17 protein-coding genes, 1 tRNA gene and 2 rRNA genes are annotated in these 20,779 nt (G+C 56.8%); 5 read left to right on the top strand and 15 right to left on the bottom strand.

The annotated features are described in order from the left end of the window. Window positions 1–9: 9 nt before the first annotated feature. On the bottom strand, window positions 10–1,560 hold the full coding sequence (locus FY156_22075) for an ABC transporter substrate-binding protein (GenBank protein UXS04177.1): 1,551 nt from the start codon (window positions 1,558–1,560) through the stop codon (window positions 10–12). A 131-nt stretch (window positions 1,561–1,691) separates the two neighbouring features. Here FY156_22075 and FY156_22070 point away from each other — a divergent pair, with 131 nt between their 5' ends. Then, entirely contained in the window at window positions 1,692–2,585 is an 894-nt protein-coding gene (locus FY156_22070; protein UXS04176.1) for a LysR family transcriptional regulator, read from the top strand. A 23-nt stretch (window positions 2,586–2,608) separates the two neighbouring features. On the opposite strand, the gene FY156_22065 is transcribed toward FY156_22070, so the two are convergent. The 10 genes from FY156_22065 to FY156_22020 all read right to left on the bottom strand — a co-directional run bounded on the left by FY156_22065 (window position 2,609) and on the right by FY156_22020 (window position 11,876). Beyond that, window positions 2,609–3,361 carry an SDR family oxidoreductase gene (locus FY156_22065; GenBank protein ID UXS05202.1) on the bottom strand — a complete coding sequence of 251 codons (753 nt, stop codon included), beginning with the start codon at window positions 3,359–3,361 and terminating at the stop codon, window positions 2,609–2,611. A 6-nt stretch (window positions 3,362–3,367) separates the two neighbouring features. After that, on the bottom strand, window positions 3,368–4,120 hold the full coding sequence (locus FY156_22060) for an SDR family oxidoreductase (GenBank protein ID UXS04175.1): 753 nt from the start codon (window positions 4,118–4,120) through the stop codon (window positions 3,368–3,370). After that, on the bottom strand, window positions 4,117–5,148 hold the full coding sequence (locus tag FY156_22055; protein ID UXS05201.1) for a proline racemase: 1,032 nt from the start codon (window positions 5,146–5,148) through the stop codon (window positions 4,117–4,119). Before FY156_22055 ends, FY156_22060 begins: the two co-directional genes overlap by 4 nt. Further along, on the bottom strand, window positions 5,145–6,614 hold the full coding sequence (locus FY156_22050) for an aldehyde dehydrogenase family protein (protein ID UXS04174.1): 1,470 nt from the start codon (window positions 6,612–6,614) through the stop codon (window positions 5,145–5,147). Before FY156_22050 ends, FY156_22055 begins: the two co-directional genes overlap by 4 nt. A 36-nt stretch (window positions 6,615–6,650) precedes the next feature. Then, the gene (locus tag FY156_22045; GenBank protein UXS04173.1) at window positions 6,651–7,883 is read right to left on the bottom strand and encodes an FAD-binding oxidoreductase; all 1,233 of its coding nucleotides are present in this window, start codon (window positions 7,881–7,883) and stop codon (window positions 6,651–6,653) included. A 57-nt stretch (window positions 7,884–7,940) separates the two neighbouring features. Then, window positions 7,941–8,819 carry a 4-hydroxy-tetrahydrodipicolinate synthase gene (dapA, locus tag FY156_22040; GenBank protein UXS04172.1) on the bottom strand — a complete coding sequence of 293 codons (879 nt, stop codon included), beginning with the start codon at window positions 8,817–8,819 and terminating at the stop codon, window positions 7,941–7,943. Window positions 8,820–8,845: 26 nt separating this feature from the next. Continuing rightward, a complete protein-coding gene (locus tag FY156_22035; GenBank protein ID UXS04171.1) occupies window positions 8,846–9,511 on the bottom strand; it encodes an amino acid ABC transporter permease in 666 nt (221 codons plus the stop codon). A gap of 9 nt (window positions 9,512–9,520) precedes the next feature. After that, window positions 9,521–10,183: an amino acid ABC transporter permease gene (locus FY156_22030; protein ID UXS04170.1), complete on the bottom strand. Its 663-nt coding sequence runs from the start codon at window positions 10,181–10,183 to the stop codon at window positions 9,521–9,523. Between the two features lie 9 nt (window positions 10,184–10,192). Next, window positions 10,193–10,975, bottom strand: a complete 783-nt coding sequence (locus tag FY156_22025; protein ID UXS04169.1) for an amino acid ABC transporter ATP-binding protein — start codon at window positions 10,973–10,975, stop codon at window positions 10,193–10,195. A 67-nt stretch (window positions 10,976–11,042) separates the two neighbouring features. After that, window positions 11,043–11,876: a transporter substrate-binding domain-containing protein gene (locus tag FY156_22020; protein UXS04168.1), complete on the bottom strand. Its 834-nt coding sequence runs from the start codon at window positions 11,874–11,876 to the stop codon at window positions 11,043–11,045. Window positions 11,877–12,076: 200 nt separating this feature from the next. Between FY156_22020 and FY156_22015 the strand changes: the two genes are divergently transcribed. From FY156_22015 to FY156_22000, 4 genes are all read left to right on the top strand, one after another. Beyond that, complete coding sequence (locus tag FY156_22015) at window positions 12,077–12,796, top strand: GntR family transcriptional regulator (GenBank protein UXS04167.1); 720 nt, start codon at window positions 12,077–12,079, stop codon at window positions 12,794–12,796. Between the two features lie 5 nt (window positions 12,797–12,801). Next, on the top strand, window positions 12,802–13,578 hold the full coding sequence (locus FY156_22010; protein ID UXS04166.1) for an NAD(P)-binding domain-containing protein: 777 nt from the start codon (window positions 12,802–12,804) through the stop codon (window positions 13,576–13,578). 50 nt (window positions 13,579–13,628) lie between these two features. Beyond that, window positions 13,629–14,618, top strand: coding sequence for a ketopantoate reductase family protein (locus FY156_22005; GenBank protein ID UXS04165.1), 990 nt, complete (start codon window positions 13,629–13,631; stop codon window positions 14,616–14,618). A 198-nt stretch (window positions 14,619–14,816) separates the two neighbouring features. Next, window positions 14,817–16,136, top strand: coding sequence for an epoxide hydrolase (locus FY156_22000; GenBank protein ID UXS04164.1), 1,320 nt, complete (start codon window positions 14,817–14,819; stop codon window positions 16,134–16,136). Between the two features lie 202 nt (window positions 16,137–16,338). Here FY156_22000 and FY156_21995 read toward each other — a convergent pair whose 3' ends face one another. The 4 genes from FY156_21995 to FY156_21980 all read right to left on the bottom strand — a co-directional run bounded on the left by FY156_21995 (window position 16,339) and on the right by FY156_21980 (window position 20,518). After that, window positions 16,339–16,854, bottom strand: coding sequence for a cytochrome P460 family protein (locus FY156_21995; protein ID UXS04163.1), 516 nt, complete (start codon window positions 16,852–16,854; stop codon window positions 16,339–16,341). Between the two features lie 422 nt (window positions 16,855–17,276). After that, window positions 17,277–17,353: transfer RNA gene (locus tag FY156_21990), tRNA-Met, on the bottom strand. A 150-nt stretch (window positions 17,354–17,503) separates the two neighbouring features. Further along, a 5S ribosomal RNA gene (rrf, locus tag FY156_21985) occupies window positions 17,504–17,618 on the bottom strand. 95 nt (window positions 17,619–17,713) lie between these two features. Next, a 23S ribosomal RNA gene (locus FY156_21980) occupies window positions 17,714–20,518 on the bottom strand. Window positions 20,519–20,779: the final 261 nt, after the last annotated feature.

The following is a 20,779-nucleotide window of genomic DNA, read 5'->3' as shown; positions in this document are numbered from 1 at the left end:
GTTCTTCGATCAGTTCGGCTTCACGTAGTAGGGAAGCGTGTAACCGTCGGAGCGACCGGCGTAGTTGATGTCGCTCTTCACCGCCCAGGTGTTGGCGAGATAGAAAACCGGAATGACACCGAGATCCGTCATTGCGATTTCAGTGGCCTTCTTCAGAAGTTCCTCACGCTTTGCGTCGTCGAGCGTTGATCGGGCTTCGTTCAGAGCCTTGTCGAACTCCGGGTTGGAGTAACGACCGCGATTGCCCTGGCCAGCCTTTTCGCCGTAGGTTTCGAGGATCGGTCCGAGAACGCCGGAAGCCTCACCCGTTTCAACAGCAGCACCGCCCATGATGAACGAAAATTCGAGGTTCGAGGCGCGTGTGAAATAGACGCTGCCCGGCAGCGTCGCGACTTCCGTTTTCACGCCAACACGGCTGAAGAACTGGCCGATGGCCTGCGCAACCTTGCTGTCATTAGGATAACGGTCGTTCGATGCATGGAAGGTCAGCTGGAAACCGTCGGGGTAACCCGCTTTCGCCAGCAGTTCCTTGGCCTTGTTCGGGTCATAGGCATCGACCTTGATGGCCGGATCGTACCCGAAATACCCTTCCGGAACGACCTGACCGGCCGGCACGCCCTGGCCGTCCATGATACGGTCGACAAGCGCTTCACGGTTGATGGACAGCGACAGCGCGCGACGTACTTCCGGTTTCAGCAGCGGGTTCTTGCCATCAGCCCCCTTTGCGAAAGGCGATTCTTCACGACCCTGATCCATATGCAGGTACATGATGCGGTTGCCGGCAATGTTGACGACCTTCATCTTGTCCGAAGCTTCCAGACGGCGGGTATCGGCCGTCGGGATGTTTTCGATCATGTCGACATCGCCCGAAAGCATGGCGGCCACGCGGGCGCTCGGGTTCTTGAAGACGCGGAAGGTAACCTTGTCCCAGGCAGCCTTTTCACCCCAATAGGTATCGTTGCGCGCAACAACGACATTGTCGTCCGGCGACCAGGAAACGAACTTGAACGGGCCGGTGCCAACAACACCCTTGCCGGTGTTCATCTCGCCGGTCGTAACCTTTTCCATTTCGGCCGGAAGCATGGCGATACGGCTGAGGTTGTTGAGCAACAGCGGCGTCGGGCCTGATGTCTTGATGCGGACCGTCAGCGGATCGACAGCTTCGACCTCGGTAATGGCCTTCACATAAGCGGCAAACGAGCTTGGGCTGTTGGTCGAGGCAAGCGGAATGCGCTTGATGCTGGCGACCACGTCTTCAGCGGTAAAATCGCTTCCGTCGTGGAACTTCACGCCTTCTCGAAGCTTGAATTCCCAGGTCGTGTCATCAACGATTGTCCAGGAAACAGCCAGAGCCGGCTGGATCTGCTGCTTGTCGTCCTGGTTGACGAGACCATCGAAAATGTTGCGCGCCATCGCGCTGTTCGGGCCGACGACATAGAATTGCGGGTCCATGGACGTCGTAGAGGCGGACAGGCCAACGGTCAGATCCCGGGCCTCGCTCGCGAGCGGCATGGCAAAAACGGACGCTGCCATTGCGGCTGCGAAAACAGAAAATTTCATAACGGGGACTCCTCCGGGTTGTCCGACCCGCGCTCCCTGCGGGTAAAAGACGAATTAACGTTTTACCTGGCAAAAGAAAAATTGCATTTTGTACTTAAGCCATGCCGTAATGTTATGTGAGGGACTGCAAGTTGAGGCTGAAACCAAGACAGGTCGAAGCATTTCGCGCCGTAATGATGACCGGTGGCATCACCGCTGCCGCCGAGGCCATGAACGTCACGCAGCCTGCTGTCAGCCGCCTTATCCGCGATCTCGAAGATATCGTCCAAATGCGATTGTTTGAACGCGTGGGCGCGCGATTGGTGCCAACCGCCGAAGCGACACAGTTCTACCGGGAAGTCGAGCGACTTTACCTCGGCCTCGACCAGATCGCCCAGGCGGCAGGCGACATAAGGGCACACAAGAACACCGTCTTGCGGATTGGCAGTGTCACATCGCTGGTAAGGCCTTATCTTCACAAGGCAATTGTCGAGGTGATCGGTGACCGGCTGGATATTCCGCTGGTCATTGACGTCGAAAACAGCCGCTACATCTGGGATATGGTCGACCAGAACCGGTATGATCTCGGGCTGGTATTCGCCTCACCCAGAATGGCGGACAAGAACGCCACGCCTCTGCACAGTTCCTATGCGGTTGCGGCAATGACGGCGGATCACAGATTGGCTTCCCGTCAGGTCGTCACGCCTGGCGATCTGCTCGATGAACGTGTTCTTATCCCCGGCAGGAATTCACCTTTGCGACTGGCGCTCGACCGCGCCTTTTCGACGGAAGACCATCAGCCGATCAGCACGATGGAAACGTCGATGCTCAACTGTTGTTATTTCGCCGCCGCGGGCATGGGGGTCGGCATTGTCGACCACACCAGTCTCCGTTCCGCCGATGCGAAGGTGGTTGCAATACCGTTCGAGCCGAAGATCGAGGTTTCCTATTACGCCATACGCCCTGTCGGAGCGCAGAGAATAGCCGTTCTCGATCGGTTGATCGAACGGATGCGGCAGATGATGAGTGCAGCGGGCTCGCAGTAGCGATAAACAGCGAGCCCTAAATCTCACGCAACGGCCTGAGCACCCGTGATTTCGACCAGAGAACCGCACATGAAGGCCGCCTCCTCAGACGCCAGGAATGCCACCAGTGCTGCAACCTCTTCCGGTTTGCCAATGCGGCCGAAGGGTACGAGCTTGTCGAGGTCGGCAATGGTGCGTCCCGAACGCTTGACCCCCGCTTCCAGCATTGGCGTGTGAATTTCGCCGGGGCAGACCGCGTTGACGCGCACGTTGCTGGGCGCATAGTCACGGGCGAGGTTCTGAGTGAAGCTTGCAACCGCCGCCTTTGTGACGTTGTAGGCAATGTGGTTCGGTGCCGGGTAGAGCCCCCATTGCGACGCGGTGTTGACGATAGCGCCGCCACCGGCTTCGATCATATGCGGAAGCACTGCCTGGCAAAGATGGAACATCGCATCGATATTGACGGCAAAACTCAAACGCCAGTCCTCCGGCGTCAATGACAGCAGATTGCCACGCCTGTTGATACCGGCATTGTTGCAAAGGACGTCAATCCGGCCCTCGTGAGCAATCACATCGTCGATGATGGCGCGGCAGCCCTCGGCGTTCGAGATATCACTGGCCACGGCCCGGGCAGAGCCGCCCTCGCCCCTGATCTGGCTTGCCGTTGCCTCGGCTCCCTCGCCATTCATATCCGTGACGATGACGTGGGCACCCTCTGCCGCAAAACGGCTGCTGATGGCGCCGCCGATGCCACCTGCGGCACCGGTAACAATAACGACTTTGTTCTGGAAGCGTATGTCTGATTACCTCATATAGCTGCCACCATTCACGTCCAGCACAGCGCCGTTAAGGGAGGCCTGGGAAGGACGGAAGGCAAATGCGGTGATTTCGCCGATCTCTTGCGGGTCGGCCATTCTGGCGATGGGAATGCCGGCGAGCGCTGCCGCCTCACCATGTTCGGCAATATAGGCTTCGGCCATCTCTGTGCGCACCCACCCCGGCGCCAGCGCGACGGAGGTAATGCCCTCGTGCCCATGGCTTTGTGCAATGGACTTGGTGAGATTGATCAGTGCAGCCTTTGATGCGCCATAGGCCATGGCGCTCGATGTGTAGCCACGCTGCCCTGCGCGGCTCGCCATGTTGACGATGCGACCACCGCCGTTATGGCGGAAGTGCTGGATGGCGAGCTTCGACAGATCGACGGCAGACAGGAAATTGACCTGCATCTCACGCGCCCAGACCCGTTGCCATTCGTCCATCGGGGCGTCGATTGCCACCTCCGAGCGGATACCGGCATTGTTGACCAGCCCGGTAAGCTTGCCTGCCACAGCAATCGACTGATCCCACAAAAGCTGCGCACCCTCGGAACTGGAGAGGTCCGCAGTGACGGCCGAATGGCCTTCCCCCAGGGTTCTCACCAGCGTTTCGGCAACGTCGCGATTGCGGCCATAATGAACAACGACACGCGCGCCCTCGGTAGCAAGAGCCTGACATATGGCCTGCCCAATGGCGCCCGTCGCGCCGGTCACGAGGATGGATTGTCCGGAAAGTTTCATAGTTCCCCCACTTGCGGTCCCCAGGTATCCGACATGGCAAAACCATGGGCAAAGGGATCTTCTGGATCAAGCCGCAGTTGCTGCCGCCCGAAGACATAAGCCTGACCCGTGATACGCGGCAAAACGGCGGGACGACCGGCAATATCGGTCTCGCCGAGGATCTCGGCCGAGAAGGTTCCACCGATGATACTGCGTGAAACCCTTATGTCTCCGACCGCAGCCATATGCTTCGCATGAAGGATGGCAAGATTAGCCGACGAACCAGTTCCGCATGGAGAGCGATCAACGCGTCCCGGCTTCAGTGTTGTGCAGGTGATGACGGAGCCATCCGGTTGATAATCACGGAACATCACATAGGCGATCTCGTCCAGACTTGGAATTTCCGGATGGCTGACCTTGATCTGACTGGACAGAAGCGCCTTGATTTCGGTACCGGCTTCCGCCAGGGCACGCGCGGCTTCGGGCTCAATCCGCATCCCAATCTGCGCAACATCGATCTGCGCGTAGAAGACACCGCCAAAGGCAATGTCCGCCGTGATCAGCCCCCATTTGGGTGTGTCGATGGCCACGTCGAGTTGATGCACGAAAGCGGGCACATTATCGAGACTGACCCACAGGCAGCGGCCGCCTTCGCATCTGGCTCGAGCGGCAATCAACCCGGCTGCCGTATCCAGGCGAACGACCGTTTCCGGCTCGACCATCTGCAAACGACCGCTTTCGAGAAGCGCCGTCACGACGCAGATACAGTTGGAGCCGGACATCGGATGCGCCCGGTCAGGCTGCAACACGATAAATGCCGCGTCGGCGTCCGGTCGGGTCGGCGCCAGAAGCAGGTTGGTGGTGTGCACCACCTGGGCACGCGGCTCGCGCGTCAAGAACAGACGCAACCAGGGGTCCACGTCATTCAGATAGTTCATCTTCTCGAGAATGGTCTCACCGGGGATGTCCGGAGCACCCCCGACAAGGACATTGCCGCTTTCGCCCTGGCAGTGGACAAGCAGGATATCGAGCACCTTGTCGAAGGTCATTTCAGATACCATCCCCATGGCTCATCGCTGACCAGCCGGGTGATCTGCTTGGTCTCCAGATAATTGTCGAGCCCCCACCGGCCCAGTTCACGACCAATGCCTGACTGCTTGTAACCGCCCCAAGGCGCTTCGGTGAATGTCGGCTGCGAGCAATTTATCCATACAATGCCGGCCCGGAACGCTGCGGCAACCCGTTCGCAACGCGCATCGTCGGCGGACATCACAGCCGCTGCAAGCCCGAAGCGGGACCCATTGGCAAGGCTAATCGCCTCTTCCTCGGTTTCGAACGGACGTATGCAGACAACGGGGCCGAAAATCTCCTCGATCCAGACATCACTGTCGAGCGCCACATCCGTCAGGATTGTCGGCGAAACCCAGAACCCTTTTTCAAACCCGTCATACCGACCGCCACAGGCAAGGGTCGCGCCTTGCTCGACGGCCCGGTCGATATGGCGCAGCACATCATCGTACTGTCCTTCGTTGACGAGAGGCCCAAGCAGCGTTCCAGCGTCTAGCCCATTGCCGATCCTGATCTTGCCGGCTTCCTCAACGAGCCGGTCCAGCAGTCTCGGATAAAGACCAGCCTCGACCAGTACACGCGATGTCGCCGAGCAGACCTGCCCCTGGTTCCAGAAAATGCCGAACATGATCCATTCAACGGCCTTTTCGATGTCGGCGTCGGCGAAGACCACGAAGGGAGATTTGCCGCCAAGCTCGAGGCTGATGCGTTTGATGTCCTTCGCGCCGGCCGCCATGATACGCGAGCCGACCGGACCCGAACCGGTGAAGGCAACCTTGTCAACGTCGGGGTGATCGACCAGAGCTTGCCCGACCACCGACCCCTTTCCGGAGAGGATATTAAGGACGCCTTTCGGCAACCCTGCAGCTTCCGCAATAACACCAAGTTCGAGCGCCGTAAGCGATGTCGTCTCCGCTGGTTTGAGGATCATGGTGCAGCCGGCGGCAAGGGCCGGAGCAACCTTCCACGACGCCATCAGCAACGGGTAGTTCCACGGCACGATCGCGACGGCAACACCAAGCGGCTCACGCACAGCTTTCGAGATAAAGCGGGCATCGGCAAGCTTGATGTCCTCAACCTCGCCATCCAGCTCTTCGGCAAGATCGGCGTAAAAGTCGAAGCAGCCGGCAGCGTCGGCAAGATCCCATTCGGATTCCGGCAGGGGCTTGCCGTTGTCACGGGTCTCCATCTGCGCCAGATCGGGCAGACGGTCTCGAATACCCTGCGCAATGGCACGCAGATAGGAGGCGCGCTCCTTGCCAGACAGTCTTGGCCACGGCCCATGGTCAAACGCTTGACGCGCAGCTTTTACTGCAGCATCCGCCTCCGTCCGACCGGCAGCCGCAATGTGATGAAAGACCTCTTCCGTTGCCGGATCGATCACCGGAAGAATGGCACCGTCTGCAGGAGCGATCCATTGGCCGTCGATGAAAAGTCTGTTCTGCATGGTATCCTCACATGAATATGTCTGACCGAACGTCCATCAGAAACGGTCGATACGATAGGGGTGCATGTCGATAGGTGGTGGGGCGCCTGTGATGAGATCAGCCATCAGCCGCGCAGTCGTGGCGGCGTAAGTGACCCCGAGATGGCCGTGACCGGTGGCGTAGAAAATGCCTGACGTCTTTGCCGAGGCGGACAGAACCGGCACCGTGTCAGGAAGGGCGGGACGATGCCCCATCCACTCGGAAAAATTCTCGCATTTGAGGTTGGGCAGAGCGGTCTGCGCCCGTCGCACCGTCACTTTTGAGCGCCGATAATCGGGGGCCGCATCGAGACCCGCCATTTCGACCGTACCACCAACCCTGATGCCACCCGCCGTGGGCGTGACCATGAAGGCGCGGGCCGGCCAGATAATGGAATGACTCATGGAGATACCGGGCGTCATGATCTGGGTATGATATCCCCGCTCGGTCTCCAGCGGGATGGGCTCACCAAGAATTTTCGAGAGGCGGCCACTATGGGCACCACCGCAGATCACGACTTTGTCGGCGGAGATCGAGCCGCCATCTGCGAGGTTCACGGCCGTGATGCGATCGTTCCTATCGAACCCCACCACTTCGCCGCGTGCGACGGTACCAGCAAGAGCTGTGAACTTGTCCGCCAGACGGTTCACCAGGCGGAAAGGATCGCGCAGGCTGCGGTTTTGTGGGAACAGAACCGCCATGCCAATGTTTTTTGCCAGCGCCGGCTCCAGTTCACGCGCCTCGTCGCCACTCAGGCGCTGGTGTGGAAAATCAAACCGCTCGAGGAGCTCGATGTGTTCACGGTCGGCACGAAACTCCTTCTCATCGAGATAAAGCGACAGGCAACCTTCATCGGTCAGCTCGCCTTCCAATCCGGTTTCCCGAAGCAGAGGAAGGAGATCGTCAAAGACGCGTTTGCAAAGTGCCGCCCCCTGCGCTTCAAGCTGGCGCAATTTTCCCGGACGTGAGGCGGCGACAAAACGGGCGAACCAAGGGAGAAGCTTTGGCATATAACCGGGGCGAACGCGCACCGGCCCTTCAGGGTCGAGCATCCAGCCGGGAATCTGTTTCCAGATGGATGGACGCGAGGCGGGCATGAATTCAGTCACGGCGATGGATGCCATGTTGCCATACGACGCCCCGCGTCCGATCTCACCCTTGTCGACAAGAACCACCTGGTGCCCGCGCTTCTGCAGCTCGTAAGCGATGGCTGTACCGATGATCCCTGCGCCGACAATCACGGTTGTCATGCTCGCATTCTCCATTGATGTCATGGCGGTGGGCGCCAGAACGCCCGCCGATTTTTTTCACCAGTTCAGGATGGGCTGCATGGCGGCCTTGAATTCGGCCTTCTCTTCGGCGGTCAGTTCGCCGAGCGGTGCACGGCAATTGCCGACGGACAGCCCCTGCAACTCGCAACCATATTTGACCTTTTGAACGAACTTTCCGCTCTCGAGAATGTTCATGGCCTTGTAGAGCACGATCATCTTGTCGCGGGCCGCCTTGAGATCACCGGAGCGGAATGTCCGATCAAGGTCGACGCAGGCCTTGGCCATGCAGTTGGCAGGGCCGCAAATCCAGGAATCCGCCCCCCAGAACATGAAATCGAGAGCGATATCGTCAGAGCCCGAGACCAGTCCGATACGGCCGTCGTAACGGGAATGAATATCGACGGCGCGCTGAAGCGAGCCCGAGCTTTCCTTGATGCCGATGACGCGTGGGTCATCAGCCAGCGCATCGAGAATGTCGAAACCAATCTCGACACCGTCCTTGTAGGGATAGCTGTAGAGCACGAGGTTGATATCCGTTTCATCGAGCACCCTCTGGAAATGCGCCAGCAATTCGTCCTGCGTCGGGCGTGTGTAGAACGGGGTCGCAAGCAGAACCGTGTCGTAGCCGATCTCCTTGGCCTTCAACGTATTTTCGATGACCTCCCGGGTTGCCGGGGCGTTGGTACCGGCGATCAGGGCCTCGCCTTCAATGGCGAAATCCTTCACGAACTTCAAAACCTCCAGCCGTTCGTCATTCGACATGGCGGAATATTCTCCGGTCGAGCCCATCGGCACCCAACCCGTGACACCGGCGGCACGCAGTGCCGTCAGGTGCTTTTCATAGGCCTTGAAATCGACCTTTCCATTGGCATCGAACGGGGTGATGAGAGCGGGCATTACGCCAGACAATTTCATGGATGCATTCTCCTGTGGCAGATGCGCTAAAGGGCAAGTTTCTTGAGGATTCGCCCTTCAACAAGCGTGACGGCGCGGGTGATTGGAAAAGCGATGACGAAATAGATCAGCGCGACCACTGTCAGAACCTCGACGGGTCGCGCCGTGTTGTTGGAGATGTTCTGGCCGACAAACATCAGGTCAGCCATGCCGACGGCTGACACCAGCGCGCTCTCCTTGAACAGGCTGACGCAGTTGGAGAGGAGCGTCGGGATTGCCCGAAGAACCGCCTGCGGCAGCACGACACTTGTGACCTGGATACGTGGGGGAAGACCAAGCGCGACGCAGGCATCCCGCTGTTCCGGTCCGACAGACCTGAGGCTGGCGCGGAATGTCTCACTGGTGATCGCGCCCATATAGAGCGTCAGGGCAATGACACCGGACATGAAGTTCGACAGTTCGACGCCGAGGATCAGCGGCAGGCAGAAGAAGATCCAGAAAAGCTGGATCAGTACCGGCGTACCGCGAAAGAACTCCACGTAGAGCCCGGAAACAAAACGAAGGACGGTGCTTCGCGATGTTCTGGCAAGGCCGACGATAAAGCCCAGCGAGCATCCAAGCAAAATACAGACTACAGTCAGCTTCAGCGTGGTAAAAAGCCCAAGCAACAATGCGTTTTCGAAACGCGCCAGGACCGAGAAATCAAGTGACATCACATCCTCCTAGCTTGCCAGCAACTGGCGTCGACGCTCCAGAAACCCAACGATCTGGGTGACGGGAAACGAGACAGCGAAATAGATCAGGGCAACGACCGTGAAGGTTTCAATCGGGCGATAGGTTTCGGTCGCCAGCGACTTGCCCTCGTACATGAGGTCGGCAATCGCGACGATCGCGACCAGAGCGCTCTGTTGGAAGATGACGATGCCGTTTGTCAGCAGCACTGGCACGGAAGCGCGAAAGGCAGTCGGAAACACGATGTAGAGAATGCGCTGCCAGGGATTGAGGCCGAGCGCAATTCCCGCGTCGATCTGCTCCTTCGGCACCGCCTGGATCGAGGCGCGATAGGCCTCGGCATTGAACGCGGTCAGGTTCAGCCCCAGCGCCATGATGCCCATCGTGATCGGATCGAGAAACACGTCGAACAACATAGGCACGCAATAAAAGATCCAGACAATCTGGACGATTGCCGGTGTGCAGCGAAAGAATTCGACAAACAGCATGAACGGCATTCTGACCAACCGATAGGGGCTCAGCAGCAGCAACGCCAGACCGAAACCGGCGACGATACCCATGATGTTTGCGGCGACAGTCAGTTCAAGCGAAACCCATAGCCCTCGAAGGAGCGGTGCGAAGGAAACGGCATTGAAGTCGAACGTGTAGTTCACGGCCCCCTCCTATTGCTTGATATGGAAAACGCGGTCGATGAACTCCTTGGTGCGCTCTTCCTTCGGCGAACCGAGCACCTGTTCCGGCGGCCCGTCTTCCACCACCACGCCGCCCGCACAGAAGATCACCCGCGAGGCGATGTTCTTGGCAAACCACATGTCGTGCGTGACGATCATCATCGGCATGTTCTGCGCCGCCAGTTGCATGATCACCTGCTCCACCTCGCTGACAAGTTCCGGATCAAGCGCCGAGGTCACCTCATCGAAAAGCATCAGCTTCGGGTCCAGCATCAACGCACGGGCAATGGCAACACGCTGCTTCTGTCCACCTGACAGTTGCGCCGGATAGGCCTTTGCCTTGGCGCCAAGTCCGAACCGTTCTAGCAGGGCCTGGGCCCGGGCTTCCGCTTTCGCCCTTGCTTCACCGCGCACCTTGCAGGGTGCGAGTACGAGGTTCTGGATGACGTTGAGGTGCGGAAACAAAGTGTAGTGCTGAAACACCATGCCGATCGAACGGCGAACATCGGTGTCGATGACGGTTTTTTTGCCCGTCCCCTCAGAGGAAATATAGGGTTTTCCATCAAAACTGACGGCGCCGCTGTCGATCTGCTCCAGCCCCATCATGACGCGAAGCAGAGTGCTCTTGCCGCCGCCACTTGGTCCGATGACAACGACCCGGTCGCCAGGCTTCATTTCAATATCGATGCCCTTGAGCACCTGAACTGCGCCATTGCCATAGCTCTTGTGCAACGACTGCATTTTCACGAGGGGAAGACTGAATGACATGGTCATGGCCGATCTCGGTTTATCGTGGCGTCGATAGGAGGCAGCCGGCAGAGACCGCCGGCTGCCGGCGGAGTCAGTTCGAGCCCTTGAGAACCTGATCAATTGCCTTCTTGATCAGTTCGTCGACGTGACCGGTTGCAACCCGTTCTTCTAGGAAGATGTTCACGACCTCGACGTCAGAGGCCGTCATTCCATGCGGGAGGCCAAAGGACACACCCTGTTTTGCAAGCGCCGGCTTGGGATTGAGCGCTATTGCCCAATCGGGATTTTCCTGGGTCAGCAACAGATTGGTGTCCGAAGCATCGACGAGAATATCGGCGCGTTTGGAGGTCAAGGCCAGGCGCGTCTCGTCATTGCCGGGCAACCGCATGATGGTGGCGTTCTTCACGGCAGCGGAGATTGCCTTGTCCTGTGCGGTACCGGACATCACCGCGATGGTGACACCTGCCTTGTCGACTTCAGCAACGGACGAGGCGCCTTGAGGTATTTTCGGGTTGTTTTTGTTGTAGGCGAGAGAGATCTGATACTCCATCGCCGGAATGGAAAACTGGACCGCCATGGCACGAGCAGGCGTCCTGTTCAGCGCCAGCGACACGTCCCATTTTCCAGCCTGAAGGCCCGCCACGATGTTGTCCCAGGTGGTGTCGACAAACTCCGGCTTCACCTTCAGAACGTCAGCGAATTCACGGCACAGATCAGCATAGAAACCGGAGTAATCACCGGTGGCGGGATCGCGCATGATGTAGGGTGGTGCGACGGCGGCACCGCATTTCAGCACTCCCGCCTTTTGCACGCCCTGCCAGTAGCCTTCAGCGGTCTGGGCGTGGGCGGATGTGACGGCGAGACCTCCCAGAAGGGCGAGCGCAGGCAGCGCCCGCAGTGCGGACGTTATCATCTTCGAAAGCATCGGCATTCCTCTTTGCTGTGCGCGAAGCGCGTTTGTTCCACTCGTCGGCTAGAGCCGTTTCTATTGCTTATCTCTGTCGGCTTCGTGTCGACTGAGCATTATGAGTCAACATGGTGTCGACAAAGTCAAGCGGAAATTTTACATTGCTGTGACGGTGGATTTCTGGCCCAATGCGAGCTCTGAAAGTGAAAGGGACTTAAGTGTCTGAAGAAGTTGAAGTGAAGCGGGTGCGGGGAACAGGCTCGAGAAGTGTCTATGAAACGCTGCGCAACGAGATTCTGTCGCTGGCGTTGCCACCTGGACAGCTTCTTGATGAGACGACTTTGGCGGAGCGTTTCAACATGTCGCGCGCGCCGGTGCGCGAAGCGCTGATCCGGTTGGGATCCGACGAACTTGTCGTGACGCTTTCAAACCGCAGCACCATCGTTGCCCCGATCGAGGTCGCGACGTTCCCAAAATATGTCGAAGCGCTCGACATCGCCCAGCGCATGAACACCAGGCTTGCTGCCGCACTGCGCACGGAAGCCGACCTGAAGATCATCGCCAAGTGCGACAAGGCTTTCGCCGCAGCGGTAAAGACGGGCAATCACCTGGCGATGTCCGAGGCCAACAAGGAATTCCATATGGCGATTGCCCATGCCGGCAAGAACCAGTACCTGGCCTCCTTCTACGAGAAGCTGCTCTCGCAGGGGCAACGCATGCTCCATCTGCACTTCGAATACCTCGAACGCACGCATGAGGGCTATCTCCTGACCGACGAGCACAGCCTGATGCTCAATGCCATCCGCGACAAGAATGTCGACCTCGCCGACGAACTGGCACACGCCCACACCCGGCAGTTCCAGGACAACTTCATCAATTTCATGCGCGAAAACTATGCGACGGACGTTACATTGGGCCCGTTGCGCGCTGCGGAGTAAAAACCATGACCATTGAATCGATTGGCTTTGTCGGCACGGGTGCCATCACCGAGGCCATGGTCCGAGGACTGCTGGCGACGCCTGCCTATGCTGGCAAGGTGCACCTTTCTCCACGCAGCGCCGATATATCTTCACGCCTTGCTGCCGACTTCGAGACCGCATCGGTCGCCAGGGACAATCAGGCGGTCGTTGACCAGAGCGACGTCGTCGTTCTCGCCGTCCGCCCGCAGATCGCGAGAGAGGTTATTGAGCCACTTTCATTTCGGGACGGTCAGTCGGTAATCAGTGTCATCGCGGCAATCGAACGGCAGACCCTTTTGGAGTGGATCGGTGCTGACGTACATCTGGTTCAGGCTATCCCGCTGCCCTTCGTTGAAGACCGCATTGGTGTAACCGCAATTTTTCCGCCGGACGTTGAGACGGCGGCACTTTTCGATGCACTTGGCAGCGCCGTTCAGTGCGAAAGCAAAAAAGAATACGACCTGCTGGCTGCAGCCAGCGCACTGATGTCGACCTATTTCCACATTCTGGACGCGGCAACAGATTGGCTTGAAGACAATGGTCTCGACCGGTCGAAAGGACAGGCCTATTTGGCGCCGCTCTTTCATGGTCTCGCTGAAAGAGCCAAAAAGTCGCGTACCAGCTCCTTTGGCGAACTCAGCCGTGAATTTGCGACGAAGGGTGGCCTGAACGAACAGGTACAGGTGGATTTCGACAAAGACGGCGGCACAACAGCTCTGAAGCAGGCTCTGGATCGCGTTTTTGCGCGTATCACGGGGTGACAGCCAATTTTGTTGCGAGAAGTCCGCTTACTTCGGGAGTATCTGCAAACATGACACGTTACGTAATTATCGGCGCAGGTGCGATCGGGGCCAGCCTTGCCGCACAATTCGAACTGACGGGTATCAGCTATGCACTCGTCGGTCGCGGCGCTCAGATCAAGCATATCCAACAAAACGGATTGAGTTTCCAGCGCCCATCCGGAACACGACAGATCAACTTGAACGCTTTTGATCTCAGCAATCCTCCGGAACTCAACTCCGACGACATCCTGTTGCTGACAGTCAAATCGCAGGATGCAGCCACGGCATTATCCTTCTGGTCCTGGCGTCCGCTACAAGATCAAAACGACGGTGTGGCCGCCAGCCTGCCGATCGTCACGTTCCAGAATGGTCTCGCAACGGAGGCTGCGGCTCTCAGGACATTTTCCCATGTCTACGGCGCCAGCATTATGACGCCCGCCCGGTTTACGGAAACCGGCAAGGTAGCAGTGGGCGGTGACCCGCAACTTGGTATCGTTACAGTTGGGCGCTTTCCTTCACGGAATGATGCAACGAGCGAACTGATTGTCACCGACCTGATCCGGGCAGGCTATCTTGCCGAAACCAGCGCAGACATTCGCCGCTGGAAATCGGCGAAGCTGCTGCACAACGTCAGGAACGCGCTCGAACTCTTCGATGGCACGGATGACCAGGCCGGTTCAATCGGTGCAGCGCTCGGGCAGGAGGCTCGGGATGTTTTGCAGGCTGCGGGCTATTCGCCCGCATCACCGATTGAGAGGACCATTGATATATCAAACTGGAAAACAGCGGAAAACAGCGGCATCCAGTCCGGTCAGCAATCGACATGGCAAAGCTTCAAACGTGGAGCTTCGAGCGAGGTCGATTATCTCAACGGCGAGATCGTCCTCCTCGGCCGCCTACACGGTGTCCCGACACCCTATAATGCGGCGGTTCAGTTGCTAACGGGCAAGCTGGAGCAAAATGGCGGCTTTGACGGAACACTGTCCCTTGCAGCAATACAGGCGCTCGTCGACCGCTGATATGTTGTCGGTCGGGGTGTATCGTCCCGCCTTAAATCAGTTTGGTTTGCCGCACCAAATGTTACTAAACAGCAGACAGTTAAAAGCGGACAATCGGGAGAGCTACGCTTTGATACAGTTCCCGCAAATCTGAAAACATTCGGGATACGTCGGCTGCATAGCCTGATTTCGTCATGAACAACGACGAAGGAAACACCTATGCCCGTGATCAAGAATAATGTCGCCGAAAGACACGTCGAGGCTCGCCGCATCCTCGCAGCGCTTGCGGCAGCCATGCTCGTGTCAGCAGCCCACATCTCGAATGCAGCGGCCGCAGACCCCCAAGTGGCCACAGCCGACGAAAGCATCCGTCCATTCCAGGTCCATGTTCCTCAGTCCCAGCTTGATGACCTGCGCAGACGCATCGCCGACACCCGTTGGCCGGACAAGGAAACGGTTGGTGACATCTCGCAGGGCATTCAGCTTGCCAACGTGCAGGCCCTCGTTCGTTACTGGGGAACAGACTATGACTGGCGCAAGGCCGAGGCACAGCTCAATGCATTGCCTGAATTCATAACGAACATCGACGGCGTCGATATTCAGTTCATCCATGTCCGCTCTCGTCACCCGAATGCCCTGCCGGTCATCCTGACGCACGGCTGGCCCGGTTCCCCTTTTGAGTTCCTGAAGACAATCGGACCTCTGACCGATCCAACCGCCTATGGTGGCCGGGCGGAAGATGCCTTTGACGTGGTCATTCCATCGATCCCCGGTTATGGCTTCTCCGGCAAACCAACGGAGTTGGGCTGGGGTCCAGATCGGACGGCCCGTGCCTGGGATAGGTTGATGAAGCGGCTTGGATACAAGCACTATGTTTCTCAGGGCGGAGACCACGGCTCCGTTATATCGGATGCCTTGGCGCGGCAGGCTCCGGAGGGCCTTCTGGCTATCCACCTCAACATGCCGGCGACCGTGCCTGGAAACCTCATGAAGGCAATCAATAGCGGCGATCCCGCCCCTGCTGAATTGACGTCGCCGGAACGTGATGCGTTTCAATCGTTGAGTACATTTTTTGGCCGGAATGCAGCGTATGGTGCCATGATGGTCACGCGACCGCAGACAATCGGCTACTCGCTCTCGGACTCGCCTGCGGGGCTTGCTTCCTTCATGTACGAGAAATTCGCGCAGTGGAGCGACAGTGACGGCGTACCGGAAAAGGTCCTGTCGCGCGACGAGATGCTCAATGACATTACCTTGTATTGGCTGACCAACACCGGGGCTTCGTCATCGCGGTTTTACTGGGAAAATAACAACAACAATTTCAGTTCAGAGACGCAGAAAACGCGGGATATCAAGATCCCCGTTGGAATCACCGTATTCCCGAAGGAAATCTACCAGGCACCGGAAAGCTGGAGCCGACAGGCCTATCCAAATCTGACCTACTATAACCAGGTAGCCAAAGGCGGACATTTCGCTGCCTGGGAACAACCGCAGATCTTTGCGGAAGAACTCAGGGCAGCCTTTAAATCAGTCCGTTAACATCGCCGCCGCGCGGCTTGGAGAAAGAGCCGCGCGGCATTCCAAAAATGAATTGGTCTGGCCATTGTCGATGGCCTTTGGGACACCAGACTTTTCAGGAAACACCGATCTCGCCGTAAAAATAAAATCGCCCCGCTTTCTCAGAAGCGCGGGGCGAAATACTTTCAACCAATATCGTGGGGGGATATGGACGCCGGAATGCTTAGGGGGCGTAGCGCGTAAAGACGTAGTCATGATCCTTGACGTTGCCGACATGGCACGAAAGACAGGTCTCATGCTGCGCGATGTCTACCGGTTTGCCGTCAACAAACCGCCCAAAGCCCCATCCGTGGCTGTCGGGATATTTTTTCGAATCCTTGACCATCACCTGCACGGTTGTTGATGCACCAGGAACAGTCGCTGGCTGAAATTCGGTCGACTGCTGGCGCTTGTACGCCAGCTTGACCAGAACCGAGCCATCAGGGAACGGCAATGTCCCCTTTTTATAGGCATCGACGGCAATGTCATTTCCAAGAACCGCCCGCAACTCATCCAGTGGCGGCGCCTCCTGCGCTGGTGCAATGAACTTCCAGTCCCGATAACCGGCCGGAATGGTCACACCATAAATTGGCGAGGCGTTCTCCGATGGAACATCGGTCGCTCTGGAATAGGATGCCGCACCACCAAAAACTGCAACGGACACTGAACAGACACCCAGCACTGCGTATATCGGCTTCATCAATCTTCTCCTACACCTTTAGATATTGCGGCACAGGTTGAGGCAGCCATGTATCTCCCGGATTTCATTGGCACCCGGAAGTGTATCGTAATGTAGTCCGACGACACCTCGTCCTCGATCTTCAAGTGCGTCAAAAGTGAAGTTGGAGTATTGCTGAGATGTTGGAGCGCCTGTCTGTCGATCTTTGCATACAGAATTATGCAGATCGTAGGGCTAGCGACGTTCATCGGTTTATTCGAGCTAGAAGACTGCCATGCCAGGGACGGCGAAGGTCGCTTTTTCAGGCGCAGACCAGCGCAAAAAACCTATATTTCTAAATTAATCACCAACTGAGCCTGTGTTGTTCAAGTCCCCTTGCGGGTGCTTTGTGGATGCTGTGTTTGTGGTTATTCTGGGAGGGGATTTTTGGTGTTGGGAGATATTGGTTGCGGGGGCAGGATTTGAACCTGCGGCCTTCAGGTTATGAGCCTGACGAGCTACCGGGCTGCTCCACCCCGCGGCACCATGACTTTGCCTTTGGCGAAGTCTCATTCAGCAGTGGTGACTGCTGAGGAGTTGATATTATAACAAAAAAGGCCGCGATGTGCGGCCTCTGTTATGGGCTTGAGGCCCTTATGTGATGAGAAGATTTTGTTGTTGCGTTTTGCAGACCTGGCAGCGACCTACTCTCCCGCGTCTTAAGACGAAGTACCATTGGCGCTGGGGCGTTTCACGGCCGTGTTCGGAAAGGGAACGGGTGCAGCCGCCCCGCGATAACCACCAGGTCGGCAAAACGCAACAAGCGTTGTTTTTCGAGAAGCTGGGAAGCGATTGCTTCGTTTGATTTGAACACGTCAATTCATCGTTGATGAACATGAACAATGAGAACGATCAAGCCGATCGAGCTATTAGTAACGGTAAGCTTCATGCATTGCTGCACTTCCACACCCGTCCTATCAACGTGGTCGTCTTCCACGGCTCTGATAGGGAACACTCGTTTTCAGGTTGGTTTCCCGCTTAGATGCCTTCAGCGGTTATCCATTCCGTATATAGCTACTCTGCTATGCCCTTGGCAGGACAACAGATCCACCAGAGATACGTCCATCCCGGTCCTCTCGTACTAGGGACAGATCCTGTCAATATTCCTACACCCACGGCAGATAGGGACCGAACTGTCTCACGACGTTCTGAACCCAACTCACGTACCGCTTTAAATGGCGAACAGCCATACCCTTGGGACCTGCTCCAGCCCCAGGATGCGATGAGTCGACATCGAGGTGCCAAACAACCCCGTCGATATGGACTCTTGGGGGTCATCAGCCTGTTATCCCCGGCGTACCTTTTATCCGTTGAGCGATGGCCCTTCCACACGGGACCACCGGATCACTATGACCGACTTTCGTCTCTGCTCGACTTGTCAGTCTCGCAGTCAGGCTAGCTTATGCCATTGCACTCGACGACCGATTTCCGACCGGTCTGAGCTAACCATCGCGCGCCTCCGTTACTCTTTCGGAGGCGACCGCCCCAGTCAAACTACCCACCATACACTGTCCCGGATCCGGATAACGGACCGCGGTTAGACATCCACGAAGATAAGGGTGGTATTTCAAGGATGGCTCCACAAGAACTGGCGTCCCTGCTTCAAAGCCTACCACCTATCCTACACATGCCTTGGCGAATGCCAGTGTAAAGCTATAGTAAAGGTGCACGGGGTCTTTCCGTCTGACCGCAGGAACCCCGCATCTTCACGGGGAATTCAATTTCACTGAGTCTATGTTGGAGACAGCGGGGAAGTCGTTACGCCATTCGTGCAGGTCGGAACTTACCCGACAAGGAATTTCGCTACCTTAGGACCGTTATAGTTACGGCCGCCGTTTACTGGGGCTTCAGTTCAGAGCTTGCACCCCTCCCTTTAACCTTCCAGCACCGGGCAGGCGTCAGACCCTATACGTCGTATTGCTACTTCGCAGAGCCCTGTGTTTTTGATAAACAGTCGCTACCCCCTGGTCTGTGCCACCCCATCATACTTGCGTAAAATGGGGTCACGCTTCTTCCGAAGTTACGCGTGCAATTTGCCGAGTTCCTTCAACATAGTTCTCTCAAGCGCCTTGGTATACTCTACCTGACCACCTGTGTCGGTTTCGGGTACGGTCTATACGGTGGAGCTATTTCCTGGAACCTCTTCGCCGCCCAACCAATCCAATAAGGTTGAACAACACACGAGATCCGTCACTACCACCAGGCCCACGAATATTAACGTGGTTCCCATCGACTACGCGTGTCCGCCTCGTCTTAGGGGCCGGCTAACCCTGCTCAGATTAACTTTAAGCAGGAACCCTTGGTCTTTCGGCGAGAGGGTCTCTCACCCTCTTTATCGTTACTCATGTCAACATTCGCACTTCCGATATCTCCAGCAGCCCTCACGGGTCCGCCTTCACAGACTTACGGAACGCTCCGCTACCACTTGCATTGCTGCAAATCCTCAGCTTCGGTGCATGGCTTTAGCCCCGTTACATTTTCGGCGCAAAGACCCTTATTTAGACCAGTGAGCTGTTACGCTTTCTTTAAATGATGGCTGCTTCTAAGCCAACATCCTGGTTGTTTTGGGATCCTCACATCCTTTCCCACTTAGCCATGACTTGGGGACCTTAGCTGGAGGTCAGGGTTGTTGCCCTTTTCACGACGGACGTTAGCACCCGCCGTGTGTCTGCCGACTAGTACTCCTCGGTATTCGGAGTTTGGTTAGGATCAGTAAGACGGTGAGTCCCCATAGCCCATCCAGTGCTCTACCCCCGAGGGTATTCGGTCGACGCTCTACCTAAATAGATTTCGCGGAGAACCAGCTATTTCCGAGTTTGATTGGCCTTTCACCCCTAGCCACAAGTCATCCCGAACTATTGCAACAGTTATGGGTTCGGCCCTCCAGTTGGTGTTACCCAACCTTCAGCCTGCTCATGGCTAGATCACTCGGTTTCGGGTCTAATGCAACTAACTAAATCGCCCTATTCAGACTCGCTTTCGCTGCGCCTACACCTACCGGCTTAAGCTTGCTAGTTACACTAAGTCGTTGACCCATTATACAAAAGGTACGCCGTCAGGCTTGCGCCCTCCGACTGTTTGTAGGCATCCGGTTTCAGGTTCTATTTCACTCCCCTCGTCGGGGTGCTTTTCACCTTTCCCTCACGGTACTTGTTCGCTATCGGTCATGCACGAGTACTTAGGCTTGGAGAGTGGTCTCCCCATGTTCAGACAGGATTTCACGTGTCCCGCCCTACTCAAGGACAATGCCTGTTCTACGTGTAAGGGGCTATCACCCTCTATGGCCGGACTTTCCATTCCGTTCCACTTTATTCAGCATTGCCACTGGCCTGGTCCGCGTTCGCTCGCCACTACTTGCGGAGTCTCGGTTGATGTCCTTTCCTGCAGGTACTTAGATGTTTCAGTTCCCTGCGTTCGCTTCTTACACCCTATGTATTCAGGTGCAGATACCTTATCACAATGCTTGGAAACCCAGGCCGTTCATAAAACAGACTGGATTTTCCAAGCATTTAAGGTGGGTTGCCCCATTCGGAGATCTATGGATCAAAGCTTATTCGCAGCTCCCCACAGCTTATCGCAGCGTATCACGTCCTTCTTCGCCTGTGCATGCCAAGGCATCCACCAAATGCCCTTAGAACACTTGTTCGTTCTCATTGTCTATGCTCACCACATAGTCGCCCATAAGCGACAGACCCGGTTACCTTTTACAACCAGGTCATTCTTTGATGACATCGACGTGTTCGGTACGGTCTTCATTGAGGGCACGCCGGTGCACCTCGAAGCCATACCATTAAGACCAGCTTCTCGAGATATCATCCGGTGATGCGCGGTCAGGCAACATCAATCCAGCATCTTCATCAGAGGAACATCAGTTCCAACAACAAAAATGCCTAGGACAAGCTTTCCT

The sequence above is a fragment of the Agrobacterium tumefaciens genome (assembly GCA_025559845.1).
Taxonomy (GTDB): domain Bacteria; phylum Pseudomonadota; class Alphaproteobacteria; order Rhizobiales; family Rhizobiaceae; genus Agrobacterium.
The sequence above is the reverse complement of the archived record's forward strand: the minus strand, read 5'-3'. Positions and strand labels throughout refer to the sequence as shown.

What these genes read in the sequence shown, in the direction of transcription:
- FY156_22075 (UXS04177.1), bottom strand. Translation starts at nt 1,560, where the DNA reads ATGAAATTTTCTGTTTTCGCAGCCGCAATGGCAGCGTCCGTTTTTGCC.
- FY156_22060 (UXS04175.1), bottom strand. Translation starts at nt 4,120, where the DNA reads ATGAAACTTTCCGGACAATCCATCCTCGTGACCGGCGCGACGGGCGCC.
- FY156_22055 (UXS05201.1), bottom strand. Translation starts at nt 5,148, where the DNA reads ATGACCTTCGACAAGGTGCTCGATATCCTGCTTGTCCACTGCCAGGGC.
- FY156_22050 (UXS04174.1), bottom strand. Translation starts at nt 6,614, where the DNA reads ATGCAGAACAGACTTTTCATCGACGGCCAATGGATCGCTCCTGCAGAC.
- FY156_22045 (UXS04173.1), bottom strand. Translation starts at nt 7,883, where the DNA reads ATGACAACCGTGATTGTCGGCGCAGGGATCATCGGTACAGCCATCGCT.
- dapA (UXS04172.1), bottom strand. Translation starts at nt 8,819, where the DNA reads ATGAAATTGTCTGGCGTAATGCCCGCTCTCATCACCCCGTTCGATGCC.
- FY156_22035 (UXS04171.1), bottom strand. Translation starts at nt 9,511, where the DNA reads ATGTCACTTGATTTCTCGGTCCTGGCGCGTTTCGAAAACGCATTGTTG.
- FY156_22025 (UXS04169.1), bottom strand. Translation starts at nt 10,975, where the DNA reads ATGACCATGTCATTCAGTCTTCCCCTCGTGAAAATGCAGTCGTTGCAC.
- FY156_22020 (UXS04168.1), bottom strand. Translation starts at nt 11,876, where the DNA reads ATGCTTTCGAAGATGATAACGTCCGCACTGCGGGCGCTGCCTGCGCTC.
- FY156_22010 (UXS04166.1), top strand. Translation starts at nt 12,802, where the DNA reads ATGACCATTGAATCGATTGGCTTTGTCGGCACGGGTGCCATCACCGAG.
- FY156_22005 (UXS04165.1), top strand. Translation starts at nt 13,629, where the DNA reads ATGACACGTTACGTAATTATCGGCGCAGGTGCGATCGGGGCCAGCCTT.
- FY156_22000 (UXS04164.1), top strand. Translation starts at nt 14,817, where the DNA reads ATGCCCGTGATCAAGAATAATGTCGCCGAAAGACACGTCGAGGCTCGC.
- FY156_21995 (UXS04163.1), bottom strand. Translation starts at nt 16,854, where the DNA reads ATGAAGCCGATATACGCAGTGCTGGGTGTCTGTTCAGTGTCCGTTGCA.